The 25,341-nt window shown below is 40.4% G+C and carries 25 protein-coding genes and 1 other RNA gene; 15 read left to right on the forward strand and 11 right to left on the reverse strand.

Going from position 1 to position 25,341, the window contains the following annotated elements; all coding sequences use genetic code 11:
* The first annotated feature begins 148 nt into the window (after positions 1-148).
* The 4 genes from GSQ74_RS20265 to GSQ74_RS20280 all read left to right on the forward strand — a co-directional run bounded on the left by GSQ74_RS20265 (position 149) and on the right by GSQ74_RS20280 (position 5,499).
* The gene (locus GSQ74_RS20265; protein WP_158996023.1) at positions 149-613 is read left to right on the forward strand and encodes a RidA family protein; all 465 of its coding nucleotides are present in this window, start codon (positions 149-151) and stop codon (positions 611-613) included.
* Between the two features lie 10 nt (positions 614-623).
* Positions 624-1,739 (forward strand): D-TA family PLP-dependent enzyme, encoded by a 1,116-nt coding sequence (locus GSQ74_RS20270; RefSeq protein WP_158996024.1) that lies wholly within the window; start codon positions 624-626, stop codon positions 1,737-1,739.
* Between the two features lie 25 nt (positions 1,740-1,764).
* A complete protein-coding gene (locus GSQ74_RS20275; RefSeq protein ID WP_158996025.1) occupies positions 1,765-2,835 on the forward strand; it encodes a dipeptidase in 1,071 nt (356 codons plus the stop codon).
* Positions 2,836-2,898: 63 nt separating this feature from the next.
* Entirely contained in the window at positions 2,899-5,499 is a 2,601-nt protein-coding gene (locus GSQ74_RS20280) for a glucosidase (protein WP_158996026.1), read from the forward strand.
* Positions 5,500-5,586: 87 nt separating this feature from the next.
* On the opposite strand, the gene GSQ74_RS20285 is transcribed toward GSQ74_RS20280, so the two are convergent.
* Both GSQ74_RS20285 and GSQ74_RS20290 read right to left on the reverse strand, forming a co-directional pair.
* Positions 5,587-6,027 (reverse strand): cytochrome c, encoded by a 441-nt coding sequence (locus tag GSQ74_RS20285; RefSeq protein WP_158996027.1) that lies wholly within the window; start codon positions 6,025-6,027, stop codon positions 5,587-5,589.
* Positions 6,027-7,295 (reverse strand): sorbosone dehydrogenase family protein, encoded by a 1,269-nt coding sequence (locus GSQ74_RS20290; protein ID WP_158996028.1) that lies wholly within the window; start codon positions 7,293-7,295, stop codon positions 6,027-6,029. Before GSQ74_RS20290 ends, GSQ74_RS20285 begins: the two co-directional genes overlap by 1 nt.
* A gap of 207 nt (positions 7,296-7,502) precedes the next feature.
* On the opposite strand from GSQ74_RS20290, the gene GSQ74_RS20295 reads away from it, so the two are divergent.
* Positions 7,503-7,748 (forward strand): DUF3820 family protein, encoded by a 246-nt coding sequence (locus GSQ74_RS20295; protein ID WP_158996029.1) that lies wholly within the window; start codon positions 7,503-7,505, stop codon positions 7,746-7,748.
* Positions 7,749-7,913: 165 nt separating this feature from the next.
* Positions 7,914-8,564: a peptide-methionine (S)-S-oxide reductase MsrA gene (gene msrA / locus GSQ74_RS20300; RefSeq protein WP_158996030.1), complete on the forward strand. Its 651-nt coding sequence runs from the start codon at positions 7,914-7,916 to the stop codon at positions 8,562-8,564.
* A 49-nt stretch (positions 8,565-8,613) separates the two neighbouring features.
* Here msrA and GSQ74_RS20305 read toward each other — a convergent pair whose 3' ends face one another.
* The 6 genes from GSQ74_RS20305 to GSQ74_RS20330 form a co-directional block, all read right to left on the reverse strand.
* Positions 8,614-9,993 carry a sigma-54 dependent transcriptional regulator gene (locus tag GSQ74_RS20305; protein ID WP_158996031.1) on the reverse strand — a complete coding sequence of 460 codons (1,380 nt, stop codon included), beginning with the start codon at positions 9,991-9,993 and terminating at the stop codon, positions 8,614-8,616.
* 133 nt (positions 9,994-10,126) lie between these two features.
* An RNA gene (rnpB, locus tag GSQ74_RS20310) (RNase P RNA component class A) lies at positions 10,127-10,505 on the reverse strand.
* A 369-nt stretch (positions 10,506-10,874) separates the two neighbouring features.
* Complete coding sequence (locus GSQ74_RS20315) at positions 10,875-11,297, reverse strand: cytochrome c (protein WP_158996032.1); 423 nt, start codon at positions 11,295-11,297, stop codon at positions 10,875-10,877.
* A 5-nt stretch (positions 11,298-11,302) separates the two neighbouring features.
* Positions 11,303-11,947 (reverse strand): SCO family protein, encoded by a 645-nt coding sequence (locus GSQ74_RS20320; protein WP_158996033.1) that lies wholly within the window; start codon positions 11,945-11,947, stop codon positions 11,303-11,305.
* A complete protein-coding gene (locus GSQ74_RS20325; protein WP_158996034.1) occupies positions 11,944-12,345 on the reverse strand; it encodes a hypothetical protein in 402 nt (133 codons plus the stop codon). Before GSQ74_RS20325 ends, GSQ74_RS20320 begins: the two co-directional genes overlap by 4 nt.
* A gap of 61 nt (positions 12,346-12,406) precedes the next feature.
* The gene (locus GSQ74_RS20330; protein ID WP_158996035.1) at positions 12,407-12,859 is read right to left on the reverse strand and encodes a DinB family protein; all 453 of its coding nucleotides are present in this window, start codon (positions 12,857-12,859) and stop codon (positions 12,407-12,409) included.
* A gap of 129 nt (positions 12,860-12,988) precedes the next feature.
* Between GSQ74_RS20330 and GSQ74_RS20335 the strand changes: the two genes are divergently transcribed.
* The 5 genes from GSQ74_RS20335 to GSQ74_RS20355 all read left to right on the forward strand — a co-directional run bounded on the left by GSQ74_RS20335 (position 12,989) and on the right by GSQ74_RS20355 (position 18,385).
* Complete coding sequence (locus GSQ74_RS20335) at positions 12,989-13,855, forward strand: AraC family transcriptional regulator (RefSeq protein WP_158996036.1); 867 nt, start codon at positions 12,989-12,991, stop codon at positions 13,853-13,855.
* Between the two features lie 84 nt (positions 13,856-13,939).
* Positions 13,940-14,668: an SDR family oxidoreductase gene (locus GSQ74_RS20340; protein WP_158996037.1), complete on the forward strand. Its 729-nt coding sequence runs from the start codon at positions 13,940-13,942 to the stop codon at positions 14,666-14,668.
* A gap of 194 nt (positions 14,669-14,862) precedes the next feature.
* Positions 14,863-15,834 (forward strand): aldo/keto reductase, encoded by a 972-nt coding sequence (locus GSQ74_RS20345; protein WP_158996038.1) that lies wholly within the window; start codon positions 14,863-14,865, stop codon positions 15,832-15,834.
* 52 nt (positions 15,835-15,886) lie between these two features.
* Entirely contained in the window at positions 15,887-16,690 is an 804-nt protein-coding gene (locus GSQ74_RS20350) for an AraC family transcriptional regulator (protein WP_158996039.1), read from the forward strand.
* Positions 16,691-17,023: 333 nt separating this feature from the next.
* A complete protein-coding gene (locus tag GSQ74_RS20355) occupies positions 17,024-18,385 on the forward strand; it encodes a GH1 family beta-glucosidase (RefSeq protein WP_158996040.1) in 1,362 nt (453 codons plus the stop codon).
* On the opposite strand, the gene GSQ74_RS20360 is transcribed toward GSQ74_RS20355, so the two are convergent.
* The gene (locus GSQ74_RS20360; protein WP_158996041.1) at positions 18,382-20,481 is read right to left on the reverse strand and encodes a HAMP domain-containing sensor histidine kinase; all 2,100 of its coding nucleotides are present in this window, start codon (positions 20,479-20,481) and stop codon (positions 18,382-18,384) included. The genes GSQ74_RS20355 and GSQ74_RS20360 overlap by 4 nt on opposite strands.
* Before the next feature lie 89 nt (positions 20,482-20,570).
* Entirely contained in the window at positions 20,571-21,752 is a 1,182-nt protein-coding gene (locus GSQ74_RS20365) for an acyl-CoA dehydrogenase family protein (RefSeq protein WP_158996042.1), read from the reverse strand.
* A gap of 68 nt (positions 21,753-21,820) precedes the next feature.
* Between GSQ74_RS20365 and folB the strand changes: the two genes are divergently transcribed.
* Genes folB through GSQ74_RS20380 form a run of 3 tightly spaced genes read left to right on the forward strand, consistent with a single transcriptional unit; the run spans position 21,821 to position 24,218 of the window.
* The gene (gene folB, locus GSQ74_RS20370; RefSeq protein ID WP_158996043.1) at positions 21,821-22,171 is read left to right on the forward strand and encodes a dihydroneopterin aldolase; all 351 of its coding nucleotides are present in this window, start codon (positions 21,821-21,823) and stop codon (positions 22,169-22,171) included.
* Between the two features lie 17 nt (positions 22,172-22,188).
* A complete protein-coding gene (locus GSQ74_RS20375) occupies positions 22,189-23,586 on the forward strand; it encodes an FAD-binding oxidoreductase (protein WP_158996044.1) in 1,398 nt (465 codons plus the stop codon).
* Positions 23,586-24,218 carry an MgtC/SapB family protein gene (locus GSQ74_RS20380; protein ID WP_158996045.1) on the forward strand — a complete coding sequence of 211 codons (633 nt, stop codon included), beginning with the start codon at positions 23,586-23,588 and terminating at the stop codon, positions 24,216-24,218. Before GSQ74_RS20375 ends, GSQ74_RS20380 begins: the two co-directional genes overlap by 1 nt.
* Here the strand turns inward: GSQ74_RS20380 and GSQ74_RS20385 are convergent.
* The gene (locus tag GSQ74_RS20385) at positions 24,215-24,661 is read right to left on the reverse strand and encodes a thioesterase family protein (RefSeq protein ID WP_158996046.1); all 447 of its coding nucleotides are present in this window, start codon (positions 24,659-24,661) and stop codon (positions 24,215-24,217) included. The genes GSQ74_RS20380 and GSQ74_RS20385 overlap by 4 nt on opposite strands.
* A gap of 135 nt (positions 24,662-24,796) precedes the next feature.
* Here GSQ74_RS20385 and GSQ74_RS20390 point away from each other — a divergent pair, with 135 nt between their 5' ends.
* A complete protein-coding gene (locus tag GSQ74_RS20390) occupies positions 24,797-25,234 on the forward strand; it encodes an Hsp20/alpha crystallin family protein (RefSeq protein ID WP_158996047.1) in 438 nt (145 codons plus the stop codon).
* Positions 25,235-25,341: the final 107 nt, after the last annotated feature.

Raw genomic sequence — 25,341 nt, forward strand, 5'->3', positions numbered from 1 at the left:
CTAAAATGCAGAATTAATTGTATTTGTAATGTTTTGTTCGAATTGAAAATTAAGTAACATGCTTATGTAAACTTGATTTGCATTGCTTGCTTTGATAGGATAGCCTATATTTTATTTTTATGTTTGTTTTATACAATTACTTTACAAAATGAATACTGCAGAACAAAATTTTGCCGCTTTAGGCCTAAGCCTGCCGCCCGCTCCAAAACCACTTGGTGTATATAAACCTTGCTTGGTTGATGGTAAATATCTTTATCTATCTGGCCATGGAACTGTACAGGATGATGGTAGCTTGATTATTGGCCGCATTGGTGATACGATTACACCGGAAGATGGGAAGCTTGCTGCCCGCCAGGTTGGTTTAGCTATGCTGGCTACCATAAAAGCTAACATAGGCAGCCTTGATAAAGTTAAAAGGGTAATAAAGGTATTGGGTATGGTTAACTGTACATCTGACTTTGAAAAACATCCTTTTATTATAAATGGTTGCAGCGAATTATTTGCTAAAGTTTGGGGCGAAGAGAACGGTATAGGTGTTCGTAGCGCGGTAGGGATGGGTTCGTTACCTGATAATATCCCGGTTGAAATAGAGGCTTTGTTTGAACTTGTATAATTAATTCACAATGACCGAGCAGCATTGGTATACTATCGAGGATGTTGACCAACTGGATACACCTGCTTTGGTGGTTTATCCAAAAAGAGTGAAACAGAATATCGACATGCTGAAATACATGATAGATGATGTGTTTCGCCTGCGCCCGCATATCAAAACATTTAAAAATAAGGAAGCGGCGCTGTTGATGATGGATGCGGGCATTACCAAATTTAAATGCGCTACTATTGCTGAGGCCGAAATGCTGGGGATGTGTAATGCCCCTGATGTTTTACTGGCTTACCAACCCACCGGACCCAAGCTATTGCGATTCATTAAATTAATTCAAACTTATCCTGATACTAAATTTTCCTGTTTGGTTGATAATGAGGCTTCGGCTAATGCTGTGTCAACCATAGCTGTTGAAGAAGATTTGTCGGTTAATATCTATATCGATTTAAATGTAGGTATGAACCGTACAGGTATATCTCCGGGAGATGGAGCTTTACAACTGTATAAAGCATGTTTCCAATTATCGGGGATAAATTTAATTGGCCTGCATGCTTATGATGGCCATATACATGACGCGGATATTATTATTCGTGCAGAAAAAGTAAACGCCTGGTATGAGGTCGTTATTAAGCTGCAAGATGAAATTTTAGATTCAGGTTATCCAAAGCCTGTAATTGTTGCAGGTGGTTCGCCAACGTTCCCTATCCTCGCAGCAAAAAAAAGTATAGAATGCAGCCCCGGTACTTTTATTTATTGGGATAGGGGTTACCAACTAGCTTTTGAAGAGCAGCATTTTTTAATCGCAGCATTACTGGTTACAAGAATTTTATCGCTACCCGAAGAAAATTTGCTTTGTATAGATTGCGGACATAAATCAGTTGCTGCTGAAAATGTATTGGCTAAGCGTATATGTTTTTTGAATGCACCAGATGTAAAGATCATCAGCCAAAGCGAAGAACATTTAGTTGTTGACGCAGGCAAGGGACATAGTTATAAAGTGGGTGATGTGTTATATGGCTTGCCGTATCATATTTGCCCAACAGTAGCGCTATACGAGCGTGCCATCACCATTCAAAATAACAATATCACAGGTCAATGGCTAAACATAGCTCGCGATCGGAAAATTACTATTTAATTCATAATAATCTTCAACCCATAATATGTTCACCATAGATGCTCATTTAGACCTTAGCATGAATGCGATGGAGTGGAACCGCGACCTGCGCCAGTCTGTTGATGCAATTAATGTGCGTGAAGAAGGTTTAACAGATAAACCCGACCGCGGGAATGCAACAGTTTCATTACCTGAATTGCGCAAAGGTAATATTGGCTTGGTTGTGGCCACGCAAATAGCACGCTACGTTGCACTCGGTAACCTTTTACCCGGGTGGCATTCGCCAGAACAAGCTTGGGCACAAACACAGGCCCAAGTAGCGTGGTATAAAGCCATGGAAGAAGATGGGCAAATGGTACAGGTTAATGATTTGCTAAGCCTTGAAAAACATATTACACTTTGGCAAGATGGCACACCATCTGAAAATAAGCCTGTCGGTTATATTTTAAGTTTAGAGGGTGCTGATTCCATTGTAACCATAAACCATTTGGAGCGGGCTTATAATTATGGATTGCGTGCGGTTGGCCCTGCACATTATGGCCCCGGAAGATATGCACAAGGCACAGATGCAACTGGGTTTATGGGCCCGAAAGGGCAGGAGCTATTAAAAGAAATGGAACGCCTGAATATTATTTTAGATGCTACCCATTTATGTGATGATAGTTTTTGCGAAGCGATGGATCATTTTAATGGGCATGTTTGGGCAAGCCATAATAATTGCCGTGCGTTGGTTAACCATAATCGCCAGTTTAGCGATGAGCAGATAAAGGAATTGATAAATCGTGGTGCGGTTATAGGTGGTGCGATGGATGCATGGATGATGGTGCCGGGATGGGTGAGGGGAGAATCGAACCCAAAGGATATGAATTGCAATTTGGACGTATTGATTGATCATATGGATCATATTTGTCAGTTGGCGGGTAATACATTACATGTTGGTATAGGATCTGATCTTGATGGTGCATTTGGCACAGAACAATGCCCTTACGATTTGATCACTATCGCTGATGAACAAAAGATACCCGCGTTATTAAAAAAACGAGGTTACACTGAAATTGATTGCGAGAATATAATGCACGGTAATTGGCTTAGATTTTTAAGAAAAGCCTGGGCTTAACCGAAATATCATCCCCCAAAAATCATAATAGAACATAACAGCCTCCAAAATGTATATTAGTTTATGAATGCAGAGCAATCGAGATTAAAAGATTCAACCTGGAAAAAATGGGGCCCTTATGTAAGTGATAGGCAATGGGGCACTATACGAGAAGATTATAGCGCCAATGGTGATGCCTGGAATTACATCACACATGATATGGCACGTAGCAAGGCTTATCGCTGGGGTGAAGAAGGTATTGCGGGGATATGCGACGATGATCAAACCGTTTGCTTTTCGGTTGCGCTATGGAATAAAAAAGATCCTATTATTAAGGAACGTTATTTTGGCTTAACTAATCCTGAAGGCAATCATGGCGAGGATGTAAAGGAGTTGTATTATTATTTGGATAACACGCCAACGCATTCATACATGAAAACGTTGTATAAATATCCGCAGCAAACCTACCCTTATCAATGGCTTGTTGATGAAAATAAGCGTCGCGGTCGTAATGATCCTGAATTTGAATTGATTGATACCGGTATTTTAAATAATGATGAATATTTTGACGTTTTTACCGAGTACGCTAAAAATACACAGGATGATATTCTTATAAAAATAACCATCAATAATCGCAGTATGAACGATTGCGAGCTGAATGTGCTGCCAACCATTTGGTTTCGGAATACCTGGGCATGGGGCTATGATAATTACCTGCCTGAACTAACTGCAGATTCGCATGGCGTAATTGAGGTATACCATAATAAGCTTGGTCAGCTATGGTTAAACGGTGAAGGATCGCCGGATATTTTGTTTTGCGATAACGAAACAAATAACCCTAAATTATATAATTATGCTGATGGCAAACCTTATTGCAAGGATGGCATAAATAATCATATTGTTAATGGGGCAGATACTGTAAATCCTAAAAAAACAGGTACCAAAGCGGCCATTAACTACGATATTAAGGTAAAGGCAAAAGATAGTTATACAATCCGTTTAAGGTTTTCATCAAACGCGAAGAACGGGTTTGGTGATTTTGACACTATATTCAATACGCGGGTAGCCGAGGCTGATGCGTTTTACAAAGATATTCAGCAAAATAACCCCAATCCTGATAGCGTATTTGTACAACGCCAGGCGTTTGCCGGTATGTTGTGGACAAAACAGTTTTATTATTTCGACATAAACCACTGGTTAAACGGAGACCCTGCGGAGCCGAAACCTCCTGCTGAGCGGAAAAATGCCCGTAATAGTAAATGGCAGCATTTTAACGCTCGCGATATTATCTCGATGCCTGATAAATGGGAATATCCATGGTTTGCTTCGTGGGATTTGGCTTTTCATTGCCTGGCACTGGCAAATGTTGATATGGATTTTGCTAAAAATCAATTAATGTTGCTGGTTAGGGTTTGGTACCAGCATCCTAATGGGGAGTTACCGGCTTATGAATGGGATTTTGGGGATGCTAATCCACCGGTACATGCAAGGGCAACTTGGGCTATCTATCAAAAAGACAAAGAGGCTAATAATGGAAAAGGAGATACTTTTTTCCTGGAACGTATTTTCCATAAATTAATGCTTGACTTCACCTGGTGGGTAAATCGTAAAGATGCTGCAGGTAATAATATTTTTGAAGGTGGTTTTTTGGGTTTGGACAATATTGGTGTGTTCGACAGAAACTCGCGCTTACCAATGGGTGAACATTTGGAGCAAGCCGATGGTACCAGTTGGATGGCTATGTACTCGCTAAATTTATTGCGTATCGCGGCTGAGTTGGCCTCCTATAATAAAGCTTATTCGGATATAGCTTCTAAGTTTTTTGAGCACTTCATCTATATTGCCGGGGCCATGGCTAATTTAGGTGAAAATAATCAAGGTTTGTGGGACGATCAGGATGGTTTTTTTTATGATCAGTTGAGATTGCCGGATAATACTACCGAGAAGATGCGTGTGCGTAGCATTGTAGGCCTTACGCCGTTATTTGCTGCTGAAATATTGGATACGGACGATATTATGAACAATCCAATCTTTCGTAATAGGATGAAATGGTTTTCTGATAACCGTCCTGATCTCGCCGGATTGGTGTCACGTTGGAATGAGACAAAGGGGAATGGTAAACATTTAATAAGCCTGCTTCGCGGTTACCGAATGAAATCATTACTTAAATATATGCTGGATGAAAATGAGTTTTTAAGTGATTATGGTATACGTTCAGTATCTAAATACCATTTAAATAATCCTTATTGTGTTACAGTAAATGGGGTGGAGTTTATCGTAAAATACACTCCGGCCGAAAGCGATAGCGGTTTATTTGGAGGTAATAGTAACTGGCGTGGGCCGATATGGATTCCTATTAATTATATGTTGATAGAAAGCCTTCAACGCTTTTATCAGTATTATGGTGATGATTTTAAAATAGAATGCCCAACAGGATCGGGTGTTTTTATGAATTTGAACGAGGTTGCCAATGAGCTTTATCGTAGGTTATCGAGTATTTTTTTGCGTGATAAAACCGGTAAAAGAGCTGTGTTTGGAGGCTATGATAAAATACAATCCGACCCAAATTTTAAGGATCACTTGTTATTCTATGAATATTTTGACGGTGATAATGGGCGAGGAGCAGGTGCGTCACATCAAACCGGATGGAGCGGATTGATAGTTAATTGTTTGTATAATAAATAGTTTAAATATTATATACGCTTGGCGAAAATAAAAGGCCCAGAATCAGGTAAATAAATTTATCCTAATTCCTGGGCCTTTATCTTTAAGTTATTTCTTTGTTGCCCTTACACTTTTAACCATCGCGACTGAAACTGCGCTTGCTTTATTGCCAAAGCTATGCCTAATGTAGGTTAGTACATCTGCAATCTCCTTGTCTTTCAAAAAATCATGCGAAGCCATTGTGTTTGAATAGGTATTGCCATTTATTTCCACATCCTCATTAAAACCATTCAGAATTATCTTTATTAGTTTGGTTTTATCGCCCAAAACATAGCTTGTTTGTATTAATGGCGGGTTCATGTTTTGTACGCCATGGCCATCAACCTGATGGCAACTTGCACAGTTTTGTGTGTATACTAGTTTGCCATTAGCTATTGATAAAGCTAAATGTGATTTTGCGGATTTTGATGAATGCCTTACTTGTGCTTCTAAACTATTACAAGCAATAACTAAGAATAAAAGAATGGAAGCGGATTTTATAAAATTCATTATTTTTTGTAGCTGATTTTGTAAATGGTTCCTTTATTATCATCGGTTACATATAATGAACCATCCGGGCCTTGTGCTAAGCCACATGGGCGATGTACTGCATTACCACTCTCCTTTTGTGCCTGTGTACCAGCAAACCCATCAGCAAATACTTCCCATTTGCCATCGGGTTTTCCATCTTTAAACGGTTGAAAAACTACAAAGTAACCAGCCTGAGGTTCAGGTGCTCTGTTCCATGAACCATGGAAAGCTATAAAAGCGCCATTCTTATATCTCTCAGGGAATTGATTGCCAGTATAGAATAATAAACCATTTGGTGCTAAGTGACCCGGGAAAGCAACTGCCGGATCAATAGTGCCTTCGCCTGCTGTTTTTTTGCCGTCGCCGCCATATTCAGGTGCTAGTATTTTTTCATGTTTTTCCTGATCATAATAAATGTATGGCCAACCTGCATTGTCACCTTCTTTTACAGCATATAAACATTCTGCCGGTTCAATAGCTGATTGTTGTGTTGTATACATATCCGGGAAAAGATCATGTAATTGATCGCGACCATGTTGCATTACAAACAGTTGGTTATCTTGTTGATTCCAATCTAAGCCTACAACATTTCTCAATCCTTTTGCATAATGTATGCCATCACCATAATGCTGATCTAATTTATCAGCCTTAAACTCCCAAATGCCACCGGCAGAATCTAAAATAGGGCAACCTTTTCTGCCCATTGATCCTTTTTGACGATCTTTTTCCTGGCATGAGTTAGAATACGCGCCAACGTTTACATAGATATTCCCGTTGTTATCTAACACAACAGACTTTGATTCGTGTTCACGGCGATTTAATAGTCCAACAACTATTCTTTCCGGTTCATTCGGATTAATAACTTCACCTTTATCATTTAATTTATAACGGTAAACATCCTCATTAGATGAGGTATATAGATAGCCATCTTTAATGTACATACCTGTGCCTGCATAATTGCCAAAACTATTAACAACGGTTGCTTTATCGCCTGTTTGATGCAGGTATAAAATACCCTTGCCATTTTTTACTCTGTTTAATTTTACATATATATCGCCTTGTTTTGTAATTGCAATATGTCTTGCACTACCTAAATTATCGGCGACTATATTGGCTTCAAAACCGGATGGTAGAGTTAATCCTGCGCCATCCGCCGGAGGAGTAGGGTTTTTGGAGGCGATGGATATTACTAAAGCCGGGATTGCTATTAATGGTAATATATATTGCAATATTCTGTTCTTTTTCATAAGTGTTTATTGGTGTGATGTAAAGTTAGTTAAAAACAAATTAACAACTGAATATGCTATTAAACAACAGCAATTTTACACATAAGTTTAAACTACCCCTTCTTTAGAAGTAAATAAGCTGATTAATGTCCAAGGTCAGTTATCAATTGAGATAGAATGTTTATAAAAGCAGTATAAACAACCTGTCGATAAAGCTATCTTTAGCCCATGGAACCTGTTCGCCCCGATTCAAAGATCCTCATTGAAATTGTTCAAACCAGGATGCCCTATGGTAAATACAAAGGAACGCCAATATGCGACTTACCATCACATTATCTGGAATGGATGAGCAGCCAGGGTTTTCCGCCCGGAAAATTGGGTATGCTATTAGCCAGTGTTTTTGAAATAAAAACCAATGGTTTGAGTAGTATCATTACTATGGTGAAAAATGCGCTAAGAGATGGTAAATTGTAATTAAATGCGATGTAAGGAAATACAGCATACTGCGACTAACACTGTAATCTATGTATTCATTATACGCAGCTATGACAAACCATTTAAGCTTATTAAGCGTATTTTGATATATAGATGAACCGCACATCAAATTACGCGGATGTATTCATATTTAAAATATAAAAAATGAAGAAATCGATCTTGTATACATTATGTGTGTTCTTTTTAGCAGGATGTGCCGCTAACGGGCAATCCAATAAATTCGCGAAGTTACCTGAGGTAAAACCAGGTGAAATGGTAGCTGATTTTGCAGGCGGGTGTTTTTGGGCTTCTACCGAAGCAATGTCGGAACTTAGGGGAGTGGATAAGGTAATAGCTGGTTACGCAGGTGGTAAAACGGCAAACCCAACTTATGAAGAAGTTTGCAGCGACCAAACTGGCCATGCGGAAACCGTACAGGTTTATTACGATCCTAAAGTAATTAGTTATGCTAAATTGGTTGAAGCGTTCTTTTACGCTCATAACCCAACGGAATTAAATTATCAGGGGCCGGATCAGGGTACGAGCTATCGTTCAATAGCTTTTTATCGTACAACGGAAGAAAAAGAAATACTGCTAAATACCATTAAGGAAATCAATGCATCAAAGCATTATGACGCGCCTATCGTTACCCAGGTTGTGCCATTTACTGTTTTTTATCCGGCGGAGCAGTACCACCAAAACTACTACAAGCTGCACCCAGATGATTCATACATCGACGCGGTTTCTAAACCAAAAGTTGAGAAAATGAGGAAGATGGAAAAATCTCAGCTGAAACCGCAATATCAAAATATGTAACAAAAAGAAGCCCCTGCAATTTGCAAGGGCTTCTTTTTTATATTGGGTTTTATTCTCCTCTTTTTAGTCCGTACTTCTCAATCTTGCTGTATAAGTGACTGCGTTGGATGTCAATATCATCAGCGGTTTTCGATACATTCCAGTTGTTCTTTTCAAGCTTGAATTTAATGTACTCGCGCTCGGCGTAATCTTTATACTCCTGGAAGTTTTTAAACTGGTTAAAGTCGGTTTGTGATGATGTTGCGGAACCGTTGGCATCATGCGCGGGAGCCGATGGGTTAGCAAATGCCCTAACATCATTATCGGTAATGGTTTTATCGCTTAGGATGATCAAGCGTTCTACCATATTTCTAAGCTCACGGATATTACCCGTCCAAGGCAAGGCTTTTAAGGCATCCAGGGCGGCCTCTGAAATCTTTTTAGGCGGCATACCATAGTCATTGCAGATCTCGTCGATAAAGCTTTGGGTAAGCAAAACAATATCATCCTTGCGCTCCGACAAAGGTGGCACGTGGATCAGGATCACACTTAAGCGATGGTAAAGGTCCATACGGAAATTACCGGCTTCAATTTCTTTAAGTAAATCTTTATTTGTTGCCGCAACAACACGCACATCTACTTCAATTTCTTTTTCGCCACCTACGCGGGTTATTTTACTTTCCTGTAAGGCACGCAATACTTTTGCTTGAGCCGATTGGCTCATGTCGCCTATTTCATCCAAAAATAAAGTACCGCCGCTGGCAGATTCAAATTTACCTATACGCTGTTTAACAGCTGATGTAAATGAACCCTTCTCATGTCCGAACAATTCGCTTTCAATCAGTTCTGATGGTATAGCCGCGCAGTTAACTTCAATTAAAGGCGCATTTGAGCGATTTGATTTCTCGTGCAACCAACGTGCAACCAATTCCTTTCCGCTACCATTGGCACCGGTAATTAATACACGGGCATCGGTAGGGGCAACACGGTCAATAGTTTCCTTGATCTTACCTATAGACTGTGAATTACCTAAAATTGGGCGAACCTTAGATACCTTGCGCTTTAATACCTTAGTTTCAATCACCAAGCTTCCACGGTCAAGCGCGTTACGTACGGTAATTAAAAGGCGATTCAGATCCGGTGGTTTTGATATAAAATCGAATGCCCCCTTGCGGCTGGCCTCAACGGCGGTTTCTACCGTTCCGTGGCCCGATATCATAATGAACGGCAGATCGGGTTTTATAATTAAGCCTTCAGTTAGCACTTCCATGCCGTCCATGCGGTTCATTTTAATATCACACAGTACAAGGTCATAATCATTTTTGGCGATCATCTCCAGCCCGTCAATGCCATTATCTACGTCCTCAACCTGGTAATCTTCGTATTCCAGTATCTCTCTCAGTGTGCTGCGTATAGCACGTTCATCGTCAATAATTAAAATTTTGGCCATAGTTTATCTGTTGTTTCTCAACGAAAACGGGGTAAATGTTAAGCGTACTAATATATAGGATTTGTATAGAAAATTAAACACTTTTCTATATACAAAAAATAACCCCTTTCTGTTTTGCAGAAAGGGGAATTTTTTCAGCAGCAAACCTGTAAGCCGGGTTCTGTGCCGCCCGAAAGCGGTTTCTATCATTAATCTAATCCTGCCATTGCTGACAGGCTTGAGCAACCTACCCATCCTGGCGACTCATCTAAATGGGTCAAAAGCGAGTAACTTCCGATCCAGGACCTATTTGGTTTTTCAACTCCTGAGGTTTACCGCGATCCCGGTTACCCGGAAAAGCCGTGAGCTCTTACCTCACGTTTTCACCCTTACCTCTGATAAATCAAAGGCGGTATATTCTCTGTGGCACTTGCTGTCGCCGGCTGCCGGCGCCTTCCCGTTAGGAAGCAGGATACTCTATGTTGCCCGGACTTTCCTCTTCAACGAATCGAAGCGATAGAACGTTTTGCCCAGCAAAGGTAAGATTTTGAGCCGAACTGTACCACGAAACAGGTGGAACAAGTGGTACAGTTGGTACACTTTTAGCCCGATTTATGGCCTAAAACACCACAAAAAGTGGGTTTTTAGATTGTTTTTACGCTGAAAAAAGCATAAAAAACACTGAAAAATGGTCGTTTTTAGCCCCCAAAGCACTCGTAATTATCAAAAAAATGACGTTTTTTAGTGAATTTTAGCTGGATTAGTGTAGAATTTTAAGCACCGTGATACGGTTTAATCTCAAAAAATATAAAGCGTAGGCTTGTGCGATACCTTTCCATAGAATAGGGAAACGAGGAGGATAGGGTAAAATGTGCGACAGGGTTTAAAAAGCGATTTTTACCTTATTTGCTGCAACTATTTAACGCAGTTTGTACCTGGTCGTCGGTAAAAAGGCCTTGCTTGTTACCAAAGGAATTGGTGACATAAGTGATCACTTGAGCCATATCAATAGGTGACAGGTCGGTGGCGGCCATGGTGCCTTCAAATTCCTTACCCCCAACAGTTATCTTGCCGCTGAGGCCGTTTTTGAGTTGGCAAGCCAGCTTACTATTGTATGATTTAAGCAGTGCAGTATCAGTTAGCGGTGGTATCAAACCATTTAAACCCTGACCTTTATCGCCGTGGCAATTTTGGCAATGGTTTTGGTAAACTATAGCCCCGGCCGAGTAATAACGGCTGTATTCAATAGATGCATCACTCTGGCACGAATAGATCATGGCAAAAAACGCTAACAGGCAAATCCCGCCTAAGATCGTGGTTTTCATGTGTGTTATTTGCTTACAGGTTCTGCTTTCAGTGTTTTTATATCGGCAATCAATTGATCAACCTGTTTAGGATCGGTACCATCATATGATCCGCGGATGCGCTGTTGCTTGTCTATTAACACAAAATAACCCTGGTGCACATAGCCGCCAGCTGCGGTACTGTCTTGCGTAACACCAACCAAATAGCTTTTTGTTGCCAGGCCATATACGGCATCTCTATCGCCATTTAAAAACCACCAGCTATTGCCGCTAACACCTAATTTATCAGCGTATTTTTTCAATACTGCCGGGGTATCATGTTTTGGGTCGATGGTAAAGGAAATGATCTTCACATCGGCAGTATCTTTAAATGCATTATATACATTCAGCATATTGCGCTGCATACCCGGGCAAATAGAAGGGCAGGAGGTGAAAAAGAAATCGGCAACATAAATATCATTTTGCAGGTTTTTGCTGCCTACGCTGTCACCATATTGGTTCACAAACTTAAAAGCTGGCACTGTTTGGTAAACCGTATCTGTTACCTGTTGCCCGTTAACCGTTTTTGTTTCGGCGCTGCGGTTACCATAAATAGGAAGTACTTTAACCGTATTTGATTTACAAGCCCCGAAAAGCAATATCAACACCAGGCCACCAATCAGTTTTTTCATTTTACTTTGTTTTTAGATAAGTAGCTGTTTGATTTAGCTAGGGTAACATTTATTTGCGAGTCTATTTTTAAGATCTCAGCCTTTTGGGTAGTCAGGTAATCGATGATCTGCTCATGGGTTTTACCGGCAAAATCCGGACTGAACTTATTCATCCATCCCATCATAGCGTTATCTGCGTCATCTAATGATTTTGTATAAAAAACAACCGAATCCTTGGCATCAGTAGTCGTTATAGCTTTTAACAGCATTTTGTTTTTCATGATAGCGCCATCGTCAACCATTAACTTATCATGCGTCTTTATTACATCGTTTAACAGTGTTTGTTCCTGCTTTTTATCGTCATTACAGCCAAAAAGAGCAACGCAGGCTAGTAGCGGAATAAATATTTTTTTTGTCATGGGCGAGAATATTATCAGTGGCAAATATCAAAAATAAACGCTTTACAACGGCATCAATTGCCTATCTTATATAAAAAATGTAGTCAGTTAACGGTAATTTTTCGGCCCCGGCAAATTTTAATTGCTGCCCGATCTGTGCACGATGATGCGTACCATGATTAATTAAATGCGCCAGCACATCTTCCAGTTGGTTTTCGTAACTATCGCCTCTGGAATTTTTATATGGGATGATATTTTGAAAATCTGCCTCACTAAGTCCGTTTATATAATCTATCCAAACAGTGTGATTATCGTCAATCAATTTTTCAAAGGTATCAGCTTTCCAGTCGGGCCATAAAGCGCCGCCAATAGCAGGCAAGCCTTTGCAACGGTTGAGCCATATCTGCTGCGCCGCCAATAAATGCGCCATCAGTTTTACGGCCGGCTCCGGTTCGCCTGCGTCAATAATAGATTTTAATATAGCCTTATTGGCAAATTGATCGTAGTTGAGGAGTTTTAGGAAATAGGTTTTCATGATACAAAATTAATAACTATTTGTCATTACTCTTCCCGCCCTAATATCTGCAAAGACAGGAATTCATACATATGTCCCTGCTTCGTCTAATAGTCTTCTTTTGGTATCTTTGTCATAATAGGAGGACAAATGCAGGAAACTAAGAAGTTATTTGACCAAATCAAGCACCACGATAAATTGTCAATTACAGTGAATGAAAACTGTAAGATCAGTTTGCCGAAAGATGTTTTAGAAAAACTGCTTAAGCCACACAAACTGGCCCACTATTGTTTTGTTTTTTTGGATGAGGGTACAGAAACTTATAAAGTAGATTTACAGGATATTACCATCTCCGATAGCCAGTTGGTGTTTGGGCTGCCTAACCAGATATTCTTAAATCCCCCTAAAAGTAACCACAGCCTGAATTACAAAGCAGCCTTTGATGAAAATGTATTGGCACTCCTCCCAAATTCATTTCCGTTCCTGCTAAACCCATTAAATTCAAATACGATCACTTTTACTTCGGATGCTAAAGAGCGTGTTAAATCTGTTTTCTCCAACTTATTTCAACTGCTTCACTCCCCGGGAAAGCCAAAAGAAACGGAGATAATTCTAGCACATTTAAATACGCTTTTAACTGAGTTCAACAGCGCTTATTTTGGACAGGGTCACCAGGATAGCACATCAAATGCTAAACTATCTAAATACATTGCTTTTAAGCTTACTGTAGAAACGCATTTAACCGAACAGCATGATGTGCATATCATTGCCGAAAAATTAGCAATGACTACAAGCAGTCTTTATGGTGTTGTAAAAGAATTTTCGGGAGTTTCGCCAAAAGAATGGATGACCAATCGACTTATGCTGGAAGCGCAGCGCAGGCTGCAATATTCCACACTTTCGGTAAAGGAATTAGCTTACGAGTTGGGTTTTAATGACCCGGATTACTTTTCTCGGCTCTTCAAAAAAAGCACAGGTAAGAGCATTAGTGCATTTTTAACAGATCATCACGATTAGTCCAGTAACTAAAATGATTTGTCCGTCTTTTATAGTTTCCTTCCGGCTACTTTTGTTTTGTTAGTTTATAAAACCATTAATTAAATGAAAATAGCATTAGTAACAGGAGCCAACAAAGGCATAGGACTTGAAGTAGTACGACAGCTCGCTCAAAACGGATTCTTCGTTTACTTAGGTTGCCGCAACATGGAGAATGGGTTAGCAGCAATAAAAAAACTCAAAGATGATGGGATAGATAATGTTGAAGCCGTACAACTGAACGTTACTGATCAGGGATCGGTTAGTGCGGCCCGGGCAACAATAGGCAAAAAAACGGAGGTGTTGGATGTGCTGATCAATAACGCAGGAATTTCCGGTGGACTTCCGCAATCGGCACTTAACGCAACCATTGATCAATTCAAGGCAGTATATGAAACCAATGTGTTCGGTGTGGTCAGTGTTACGCAGGCTTTTATTGATTTGTTAAAAAGATCATCCGAACCACGCATCGTAAATGTGAGTTCGGCTATGGGGTCGCTTAGCCTCGCAGCTGATCTTTCCAATGGCAATAAAATGGCAGTATACCAATCAAGTAAGTCGGCGCTTAACATGTACACGATAAATCTTGCTTACGATCTCCGTGATACGCCATTTAAAGTTAACATGGTTTGCCCGGGATATACAAAAACCGATTTCACCGGTCACCAGGGTACAAGCACCGTACAAGAGGCAGGGCAACGTATTGCAAAATATGCATTAATTGGGCAGGATGGCCCAACCGGAAAATTCATTAGCGAGGAATATTTTCCGGAACCGGCAAGCTGCCCCTGGTAACAATACAAGCATTGAATCATAAAGGGTATTAAACTATAGTTCTATTAATGCTCTGCAAAGTTTAAATCTACCTAGAACGAAGTAATATCCTTTCATCGAACTGAGCTGTACAGGCAAGTAAATTGAGCCGTGAAAGAAATTTGCTATTGAATATAAAGCTGATCTTTGTTTCATTAATATAGAAAATATCAGCTATGAAAAACATAACAAAAATAAATCTCGGTAAAAATGGCCCGCTTGTATCTAAACTCGGCTTAGGCTGCATGCGCATGTCGTCAGTTTGGGGAGGCCCCACAAATGATGAGAGTGAAAGTATCGCTACCATTCAGTCGGCATTAGACAGTGGTATTAACTTCCTAAATACCGGCGACTTTTATGGTGCTGGCCACAACGAACTGCTGGTAGGTAGAGCCATCAAAGGCAGAAGAGATGATGCTTTTATCAGTGTGAAATTTGGTGCTATCTTTCATAACGGCCAATGGTTGGGGTTAGACTTGCGCCCAATAGCCATCAAAAACTTTATTAATTATTCTTTGGTGCGTTTGGGCATAGATACCATTGATCTTTATCAGCCGTGCCGATTGGACGACAACGTTCCTGTAGAAGATGTGATTGGAACTGTAGCCGACCTGATTAAAGAAGGAAAGGTACGTTATATCGGTGTTTCTGAAATTACCGCTGATCAACTGCGTAAGGCCAATGCTGTTCACCCTATTACCGCATTGGAAATAGGTTATTCTTTAGCTGATCGCCAAATAGAAAGCGGACTTCTACCAACAGCCAAAGAGTTAGGCATAGGTGTGGTAGCCTTTGCCAATACAGCAGAAGGCTTACTTACCGGTGGTATGAAAGCACCTCTTCCGGCTAATGATTACCATACTCACTTCTCCCGTTTTCAGGGTGATAATCTAATTAAGAACCTGGAGAAAGTTGAAGTATTAAAAACTATGGCAAAGGAAAAAGGATATACCCCTACACAATTGGCAATTGCCTGGGTAAATGTACAAGGCGATCACATTATGCCATTGGTAAGTATGAGCCGCAGATCACGCCTGCCGGAAAATACACAAGCCATGGGTATTGTTTTTACTCCTGAAGAATTGAACATCCTGAACACACAATTTGCTCCGGGTGCTATACTTGGCGGTACATACCTGCAGCGCTAGCAGGAATAGGCGGGGCTGCCTGTAAGCCCCGCCTATTTTATATCTTTACGTAATGATAAATCCTACTGAAATAATTCCAGGAGTTCTTTTTTATTCCTATTACGCTTCTGTTAGGAAAGATAAGGTTGCATTTTTAGAACATACTACCCTTGTAATGCAGGTTTCAGGCCGTTTTACAATGGAAACCGCCAGCGAAAAATTTTCCATGGAGCAGGGGCAGATGCTGTTGATCCGCAGGAATCAATTGGGGGAACTCACTAAAACACCATTAAATGATGAGAGTTACCAAACCATTGTGATTTGTTTGAAGGAAGACTTGCTCAGGCAGATCGCGTTGGAGGAGCAGATTGAACCTGGAGAAAAATATTCAGGCCCGAGTAATATACTCATCCCTGGAAATGATTTTTTGAACGCCTTTTTTCAATCGATTATTCCTTATGTGCGCCATTCCGAAGAAAAGATAACCAATGCGGTAGGTATGCTCAAAATAAGGGAGGTTGTGCTGTTATTGCTGCATACCATTCCCGAGCTGAAGGATTTCCTGTTCGATTTTTCCGAACCCTATAAAATGGATTTGGAAAAATTTATGCTCAATAATTTCCACTTCAATATCCCTGTCGAAAAATTCGCGCAACTTACAGGCAGAAGCCTTGCCGGGTTTAAGCGCGATTTCCAAAAAATATTCAGCATGCCGCCCCGGCATTGGCTACAAGAAAAAAGGTTGACGGAAGCCCGGCATTTAATAGAAAACAGGAATAAGAAAGCATCTGCTATCTACCTCGATCTTGGCTTTGAAAGTCTTTCTCATTTCTCTCATTCCTTTAAAAAAAAGTTTGGCAAGGCGCCCACCGGGTAATTAGATATAAAAGATGCTATTGTTTTACCTCTTTCCGCCACAGGCGAAGAGAGGTCGGCCAGCGAAGCGTAGCCGGGTGAGTCAATTTTAAACCACTAGTTAACAATAACATAACACAACCAACACAATAGCTACACAATGATGTTATACCTTTAAGTAAAAATTAAAGGATATGAAACTTATAGCAAATTTTTTAAGGCTTGTTGGTAGTTTTCCTGAATGGATAATGCTTAGAAGCATGCGCTCATCATTCATGCACTAAGCTGTAATTCCAGAAATTTTTCTTTTATAAGAATATAATGCACAATTTGGGCATTGTATTGGCTCAAATTAATGGAACTTACTACGCAGCGAGAGGATTTTAACAGACAGAATTTTGGAGATGATTTTATTTGGGGAGTGGCAACAGCCGCGTTCCAGGTGGAAGGATCATGCGATTGCGACGGTAAGGGCGAATCCATTTGGGATGTTTTCTCGGCTAAACGGGGGAAGATCAAAAATGGCGATAAACCGCACATAGCCTGCGACTTCTACAATCGATATAAAGAAGATATCGATCTCATCAAACAACTTAATATTCCTCATTTTAGGTTTTCAATATCGTGGTCGCGGATACTGCCATCGGGTATCGGCGAAATAAACCAGCTGGGAATCGACCATTATAACCGGGTAATTGATTATTGCCTGGAACAGGGTGTTGAACCCTGGGTTACCATTTATCATTGGGATCTGCCGCAGGTGCTCGAAGCTAAAGGCGGCTGGACTAATCGCGAAGTGGTGAACTGGTTTAGTGAATTTGTGCGGATTTGCGCCAGCAACTTTGGCGATAAAGTTAAAAACTGGATGGTGATGAACGAACCATCGGTTTTTACAGGCGCGGGCTATTTTTTAGGGGTGCATGCACCGGGTAGGCTGGGCCTTGGTAATTTTTTACCCGCCGTACATCATGCGCTTATGTCGATAGCGGCAGGGGGCAGGTTATTGCGTGAATTGCTGCCAAATACAGCCGAAATAGGTACCACATTCTCTTGCTCATATATCGAAGCTAAAAGTGATAAACCCCGCGATGTGGCAGCTGCTAATCAGGTTAATACGTTGTTAAACCGGTTATACATCGAACCTATATTAGGCCTGGGTTACCCGGAAAAGGATTTGCCGGTGCTGAAAAAGATGAAGAAATACATCCGGCCGGGCGATGTAGAAAGTATGCAATTTGATTTTGATTTTATCGGTGTACAATTGTATACACGCGAAATTGTGGAGTATTCTTTTCTTACGCCGTACATCCATGCCAATATCGTGAAGGCAAAAAAACGTAATGTGCCGCTTACCGATATGGGCTGGGAGGTATACCCACCATCTATTTATGAGATACTTAAACAGTTTAATCAATATACTAATATCCGTAAGCTATACATCACCGAAAACGGTGCCGCCTTCCCCGATGAGGTAAATGATGATGCTGTAAATGATGTAAAGCGTACCGCTTATCTACAAGAGTACTTGCAACAGGTATTAAAAGCTAAAAACGAAGGCTGCAAAGTAAGCGGGTATTTTGTGTGGACACTGACTGATAACTTTGAATGGGCCGAAGGTTACAATCCCCGTTTTGGACTGATACATGTGAATTTCGATACTCAGCAGCGCATCATAAAATCATCCGGCCAATGGTATGGTGATTTTATAAAAGCTTAAGCCGCGGGTTTATTCAGGGTGACGAAAAAGGTAGTGCCTTTATTGTTTTCGCTCTCAAACCAAATTTTACCGTTGTGATTCTCGATGATCTGCTGGCAGATGGAAAGCCCTAATCCAAACGACTTTTCACCAGCCGTACCTGGGCGTTTCGCATCAGTGAACATATTAAATACGTTCTCCTTTATATTGTCGGGGATACCTATACCTTTATCAGAAACACATATTTTAACCTCTTTGTCATTGCTGATCAGTTTTACCTGGATACTGGCGCCATTAGGACTGAATTTTATAGCATTGCTTATCAGGTTACTTATTACCCGCCATACCCGCTCACGGCTTACTAACAACATTTCAGGGGTATCTAGTAATTCGGTTACTATATTTTGATCTTTTTCAGCAGCTTTAAAATTCATTATCTCAACGCTATTGCTAACAAGCAAGTTAATATCAACCAGTTCCTTATTTGATTTTCCTATTTTATGATTGGTAGCCTCTAATATCTCATTAATCAATTCAAGTGTATTGCTCGACGTTGAGTTTACCAGACTGATCAATTCTTTTTGTTCATCGGTATATCCATCCTCAAGCATTACGTTGGTTAGTGATACAATGCCGCCAATTGGGTTTCTTAAATCATGTGCTACGGTGCGCAATATCCGGTCTTTTTCCTGACTGTTGACTTTTAGTTCTTCCAGCGTAGCTTCCAAATCATTTTTTTGTGAATTAATCTGCTGATTTAGTTCACTTATCGCCTTTAAATCCCGCTTTGATCGCCCCCAATTCCTGACAACAAGTAGCAAAATTACAAGAGCCATTATTCCAACTAAAATAGCTACGTATAAAAAAGTCTTTTCTAACTGGTTATTGTCTTTAAGCGCCTGTATTTGGTATTGCTTATCGTAATTGGCTAATTGTTGGTTAATGTCTGTCTCTTTGATATATAAGTCAAGTTTGCTCAACGAATCCTTAAGCTCGCTATAGCTTTTATAATAAGCTAATGATTGCGCATAATCTTTATTCTCAACATAGTAGGCGCTCATTAACCTGTTCCAGGCAGTTAATGCGCCAAGATTTTTTACCGTATCCATTTGCCTGTGTAAATCCTGCAATAAGCTGAATAATGGTTTAAGCTGATGTTGTTTCAGATAAAGATCAGCCAGATCAGCCTCAACCAATTCAGCATCGTAATTGTCATAAGATTTCCTGAGGTCGTAACCAATGCTTTTTTGGAAAAGTTTCTGAGCCTCAACGTAATTACCCTTATCCGACATTAATCTGCCCATATCACCCCAGGTTACAGCGCGTGCTATATCAAGTCTATAACCAATATCCTTAAATCGATTGTTGTATTTGTTGATGAATGCTAAAGTTTTATTAAAATATAAAGCAGCGCTGTCAGTATTACCTGCGTTCAAATAGCTTTCGCCAATATCGTTAAGCAGCTCCTGCCTTTGGTAAAACGCCCTGAAATCATCACGATAAGCCGAACTTTGAGCAAAACTTTCCTTAAAATAATTAGCCGCCAGGTTATAATGCGATTGCCTGAATGATACCATACCCATACGGTAAGTATATTCGGCTAATAAAGAATTATCCAGGTAGTTTTTGCCTAAAACGTAGCCTTCATAATAGTACCGGTAAGCGCTGGTATATTGGTTTAAATCGAAATAAGCATCACCTTTAGCAAAATTCGCATCGGCAGTATTATAAACATACTGCTTTAAATCGGTGAATTTACCCGCTAGCATCATCATGGTATCGCTGTACAGTAACTCTTGTCTTCTGTCGCGAGAAATTTTCTTGCTATACATAAAATGCGAGCGGTAGTACTGCAGTCTATCCGAAAGGGTGGGGTTGCTTAACTGGCTGTATTTAGTATTGAGATAAATTATTGCTTCCCGTTCCTTTTTATTTGTATTTAATCGCGAAACGCTATCATTAATAGCACTGTACTCAGGTGAAAATTCACCCTTATCTATTATTTGTTTTTTTTTGCAGGAAGAGAAAAATATCAACGCCAAGCCTACAGTAAGCCCAAACATAAGGCTCACATGGGGTAAGTTAAACCTTTGGCGTAAATAGTTATTCGTAAACATTAATCAATTGTTGTAACAAATATATTCAATTATTCATGCACAGATGAACATGTTTGGCAAAACAAATAACTATTAAGAAAAAAGTACAATTACTTAAAAGCCTCTTCGCCAGTAATATCCATCCCGGTAATCAGTAAATGAATATCATGTGTTCCTTCATACGTAATAACTGACTCAAGGTTCATCATATGCCTCATTATTGAGTATTCTCCGGTAATTCCCATACCACCCAGCATTTGTCTGGCCTCACGGGCAATATTTATGGCAACCTCAACACTATTCCGTTTCGCCATGGATATTTGAGCCGCGGTAGCGCGGTTCTCATTTTTCAAGGTGGCCAGTCGCCATACCAATAATTGTCCTTTGGTTATTTCGGTGATCATCTCGGCCAATTTCTTCTGCTGTAATTGGAAGGCCGCTATTGGCTTACCAAATTGCATGCGTTGTTTGGAGTAACGCAGTGCAGTATCATAACAATCCATCGCCGCGCCAAGTGCGCCCCAGGCAATGCCATAACGGGCTTGGTTAAGGCAACCCAGCGGGCCTTTAAGCCCCGACGCGTTAGGTAATAAATTTTCTTTAGGTACTTTAACATTATCAAACACCAACTCACCGGTAGCCGATGCCCGCAACGACCATTTACCATGCGTTTCAGGAGTAGTAAAACCTTCCATACCACGCTCAACTATTAATCCTTTTATTTTGCCGGTTTCATCCTTGGCCCAAACCACAGCAATATCAGCAAATGGCGCATTAGAGATCCACATTTTGGCGCCGTTTAACAGGTAATGGTCGCCCATATCCTTAAAATTGGTGGTCATACCGCCGGGATCTGATCCATGGTCAGGTTCTGTCAACCCAAAACAACCAATCATTTTACCGGAAGCTAATTTGGGCAGATATTTCTTGCGCTGTTCCTCAGATCCATAAGTATAAATCGGGTACATCACTAATGACCCCTGTACCGATGAAGTTGAACGTATACCGGAATCCCCACGCTCAATCTCCTGCATAATAATGCCATACGACATATAATCCAACCCCGCGCCGCCATATTCAACAGGTATGGTCGGCCCAAAAGCACCGATCTCGGCCAATCCTTTTATTAATTGTTTAGGGAATTCTGCCTTTTGGGCGTACTCTTCAATTATGGGGGTTAATTCTTTTTTTACCCAATCCCTTACGGTTGATCGGATAAGTTTATGCTCATCGGTAAGTAGTTCATCTAATTGATAATAATCAGGCGATTCAAAAAGGTCAGTTTTTGGCATAGCATTATATTTGGTGCGGTAAAGCTAATGAAAGCAATTTAGATTGGGCAATTTGTTACATTTGATTTATGGTTGAAATAAATTTAAACGGCGCTGAATTTTTCGCCTACCACGGCTATTATCCTGAAGAACAACTATTAGGAAGCAGGTTTTTGGTAGATATATCGGTAAGTTTTTTATCCACAGCTAATCTTGCCGAAGATGAGCTCCTCAACACAGTAAACTACGAGCAACTATACAACATAGCCTGCGAAGAAATGAAAATCACCCGCAAGCTGATTGAAACCGTAGCGCAAGCCATTGCCGATACCATCAAACAAAAATATCCGTTTGTTAAAAATAGCAGGGTATCCGTACAAAAAATAAATCCACCATTAAAGGGAAAAGTTGGTTATTCCAGTGTTGTTATTTTAGGTTGATATAGAATTTTGCACTCATGGCTTATCATAAAATAACTGCCGATATTCTCCAAAAAATTGCCGCCATTGTAGGTAGTGATGCGGTTATTACCAATCACGATGATTTGGAAAAATATAGCCATGATGAAACAGAAGACCTCAGCTATTACCCTGAAGTAGTTGTAAAACCGCACTCTGCTGAAGAAATATCTCAACTATTAATTCTCTGTAATCAATATCTGATTCCCGTTACGCCAAGAGGAGCGGGTACAGGCCTAAGCGGTGGCGCGTTATCCGTTTTGGGTGGCTTGCTCATCTCAATGGAGTGCTTTAACCAAATTCTCAATGTCGATGAGCGCAACCTGCAAGCTACTGTTGAGCCCGGTGTAATTACCGAAGTATTTATGGATGCGGTTGCCGAGAAAGGTTTGTATTACCCTGTCGATCCTGCGAGTAAGGGCAGCTGTTTCATTGGCGGCAATGTGGCTCATGGTTCAGGCGGACCAAGAGTAGTTAAATATGGCACTATTCGCGAATATATTTTGAACCTCGAAGTAGTTTTACCTTCCGGCGAAATTATATGGACAGGTGCCAATACCTTGAAATACGCATCCGGTTATAATTTAACCCAACTGATGATCGGTTCCGAAGGCACACTGGGCATCGTCACCAAAATTGTCACCAAGCTTATTCCGCATCCAACAGCCGATGTTTTAATGCTGGCGCCATTCCGTACTAACGAAAGTGCTTGCGCCGCAGTAGCGGAAATATTTATGGCAGGGGTAGTGCCATCTGCGGTAGAGTATATGGAACGTAAATGCATTGAATGGGTGATTGAATACAGCGGCATTGTATTTGATTTGAAGGATGGGGATAACGCCTTCCTGCTGATTGAAGTAGATGGAACCGACAGGGATGTGATATTTTCCGAATGTGAAAAGATAAACCAAGTATTGGAAAAATTCGGTTGTAAGGATGTGCTATTTGCTGATACCGCCGCACAAAAAGCCAATCTGTGGAAGATTAGGCGCACCATAGGTGAGTCAGTGAAAATAAACTCCGTTTATAAAAAGGAAGATATGGTAGTCCCCCGTGCCGAGTTACCTGCATTGATAAAGGGAATTAAGCAGATAGGTGATAAGTTTGGATTTGATTCTGTTTGCTTTGGCCATGCTGGCGATGGTAATCTGCACTTAAATATAGTGCAGGGAAGCATGAATGCTAATGATTGGGTTAACGAATTGAATAAAGGTATCCGTGAAATTTTCGAATTAACTGTATCTTTAGGTGGTACTATTTCAGGCGAACACGGCATTGGCCTCGTTCAAAGGGAATTTATGCCGATAAAATATACTGATGTGCATTTCGCTTTATGGAAAGGTATAAAACAAGTGTTCGATAAAAATAATATATTAAACCCCGAAAAAATATTTTAATGGGCCCAGCCGAATTTCATATTGCTAATGAAGATCTTATAAAAATAGGTGTCGCTATTTTATGCGGCGGTATTTTAGGTATCGAGCGTCAGTATAAAAACAAAACCGCCGGATTCAGGACTATAATCCTCATCTGTCTTGGCTCAGCCATATTTACATTGATAGCGCAACGCGCGGGTTTAGGTGTAAACATCAACGTAATAACCGGTATAGGTTTTATAGGCGCAGGTGTTATTTTTAAGGATGATATTGCCGTAACAGGCTTAACAACCGCAGCCGTTATCTGGATCTCAGCAGCTATTGGTATGGCGGTAGGGGCTGGCGATTACCTGCTCGGCATCATTTCATCGGTGATTACTATTTTCGTGCTAACAGTGTTTCACTTTCTGGAGAACTATCTGGATAAAATACACCACGACAGGTTATATACCATTATTTTTGATGATACAGAATATAGCCATTTACTCACTATGGAAGACCGGGCTAAAGCGCACAACCTCACAGTGCGGGTGATAAGGGTAAATAAGCAAAATGATAACTTACATGCAGCCGTAATGGTTACGGGGCATAAAAAACACATTAACAAGCTTAGTCAGGAGCTGCTAGTCACGCCTCACATCAAATCTTTTTAGTGAGTATTGGATATTAATCCCGGCTCATCATAATCAATCATCCGTTGCCTTTGAGCCGCTGGTATGGTTACCGATTTATTTGCGGTGTAATCGTAACTAATGCACACCGTTTTGCCAGTAGTGCAAATTTCTTCGCCTTCAGGGGTTATTTTTACCAATACATGCATTACATCAAAACTGCTGTTGCCTATGCGGGTAACCCGTACATAACAAGCAATTTCATCGTGCATTACAATAGGTTTCAAGTAGTTTATCTCTGATCGGCCTAAAATAACGCCGCTTTCATTCCAGTCCCACTTGGCTACATCCTTCCAGTAGTGCGATCTCGCTATCTCAAAATAGGTTAAATAAACAGCATTGTTCACGTGCCCGTAAGCATCCATATCCGAAAAACGGATAGCGATGGGTGTTTTGTACTTGTATTTTGAAATATTTTCAGCCATAGGTGTCAAAAAGTCTGTAAGAAATAGGTTTTGGCGGTCATAATGTCTGTATAAGTAGCTTTTTAAGGCATTGGTACAACAGTTGACCAATCACTTACGAAAGTAATAAAAACAAAACTTTAGGAGGATATAAAAATGACTTTAGTGAAATTTGGAAACGGACAAAAAAATTACCCGGTGAACCCATTCTTTAATGATGTGTTCGATAGTATTTTAAACGACACATTTATAGGTGATAAATTAGTATCACGCGTACCGGCAGTAAACATCGCCGAGAACGAGAATGAGTTTCATATTGAATTAGCCGCTCCCGGCTTAAAAAAGGAAGATTTTAAAATCAACTTAGATAAAAACGTATTAAGCGTATCTGCCGATAAAAAAGTAGAAAATGTTGAAGGAACAAAATTCAGCAAACGCGAATATAACTACACTTCATTCACAAGGTCATTCACCTTGCCTGAAACCGTAGACCACTCAAAAATTGATGCCGAATATATCGATGGCGTATTAAAATTAACAGTGGCAAAAAGAGAAGAAGCTAAATTTCAAAGCAGAGAAATAGCTATAAAATAATAAGGTTTTGTTTTCATAATAAGTGGTTTAGTTTGATAGAGAAGGCCGCTCCGCAAGGGGCGGTCTTTTTTTAGCCCCACCCAAACCCTCCCCGGTAGGGAGGGCTT

The sequence above is a fragment of the Mucilaginibacter sp. L196 genome, from assembly GCF_009765905.1.
Lineage (GTDB): Bacteria > Bacteroidota > Bacteroidia > Sphingobacteriales > Sphingobacteriaceae > Mucilaginibacter.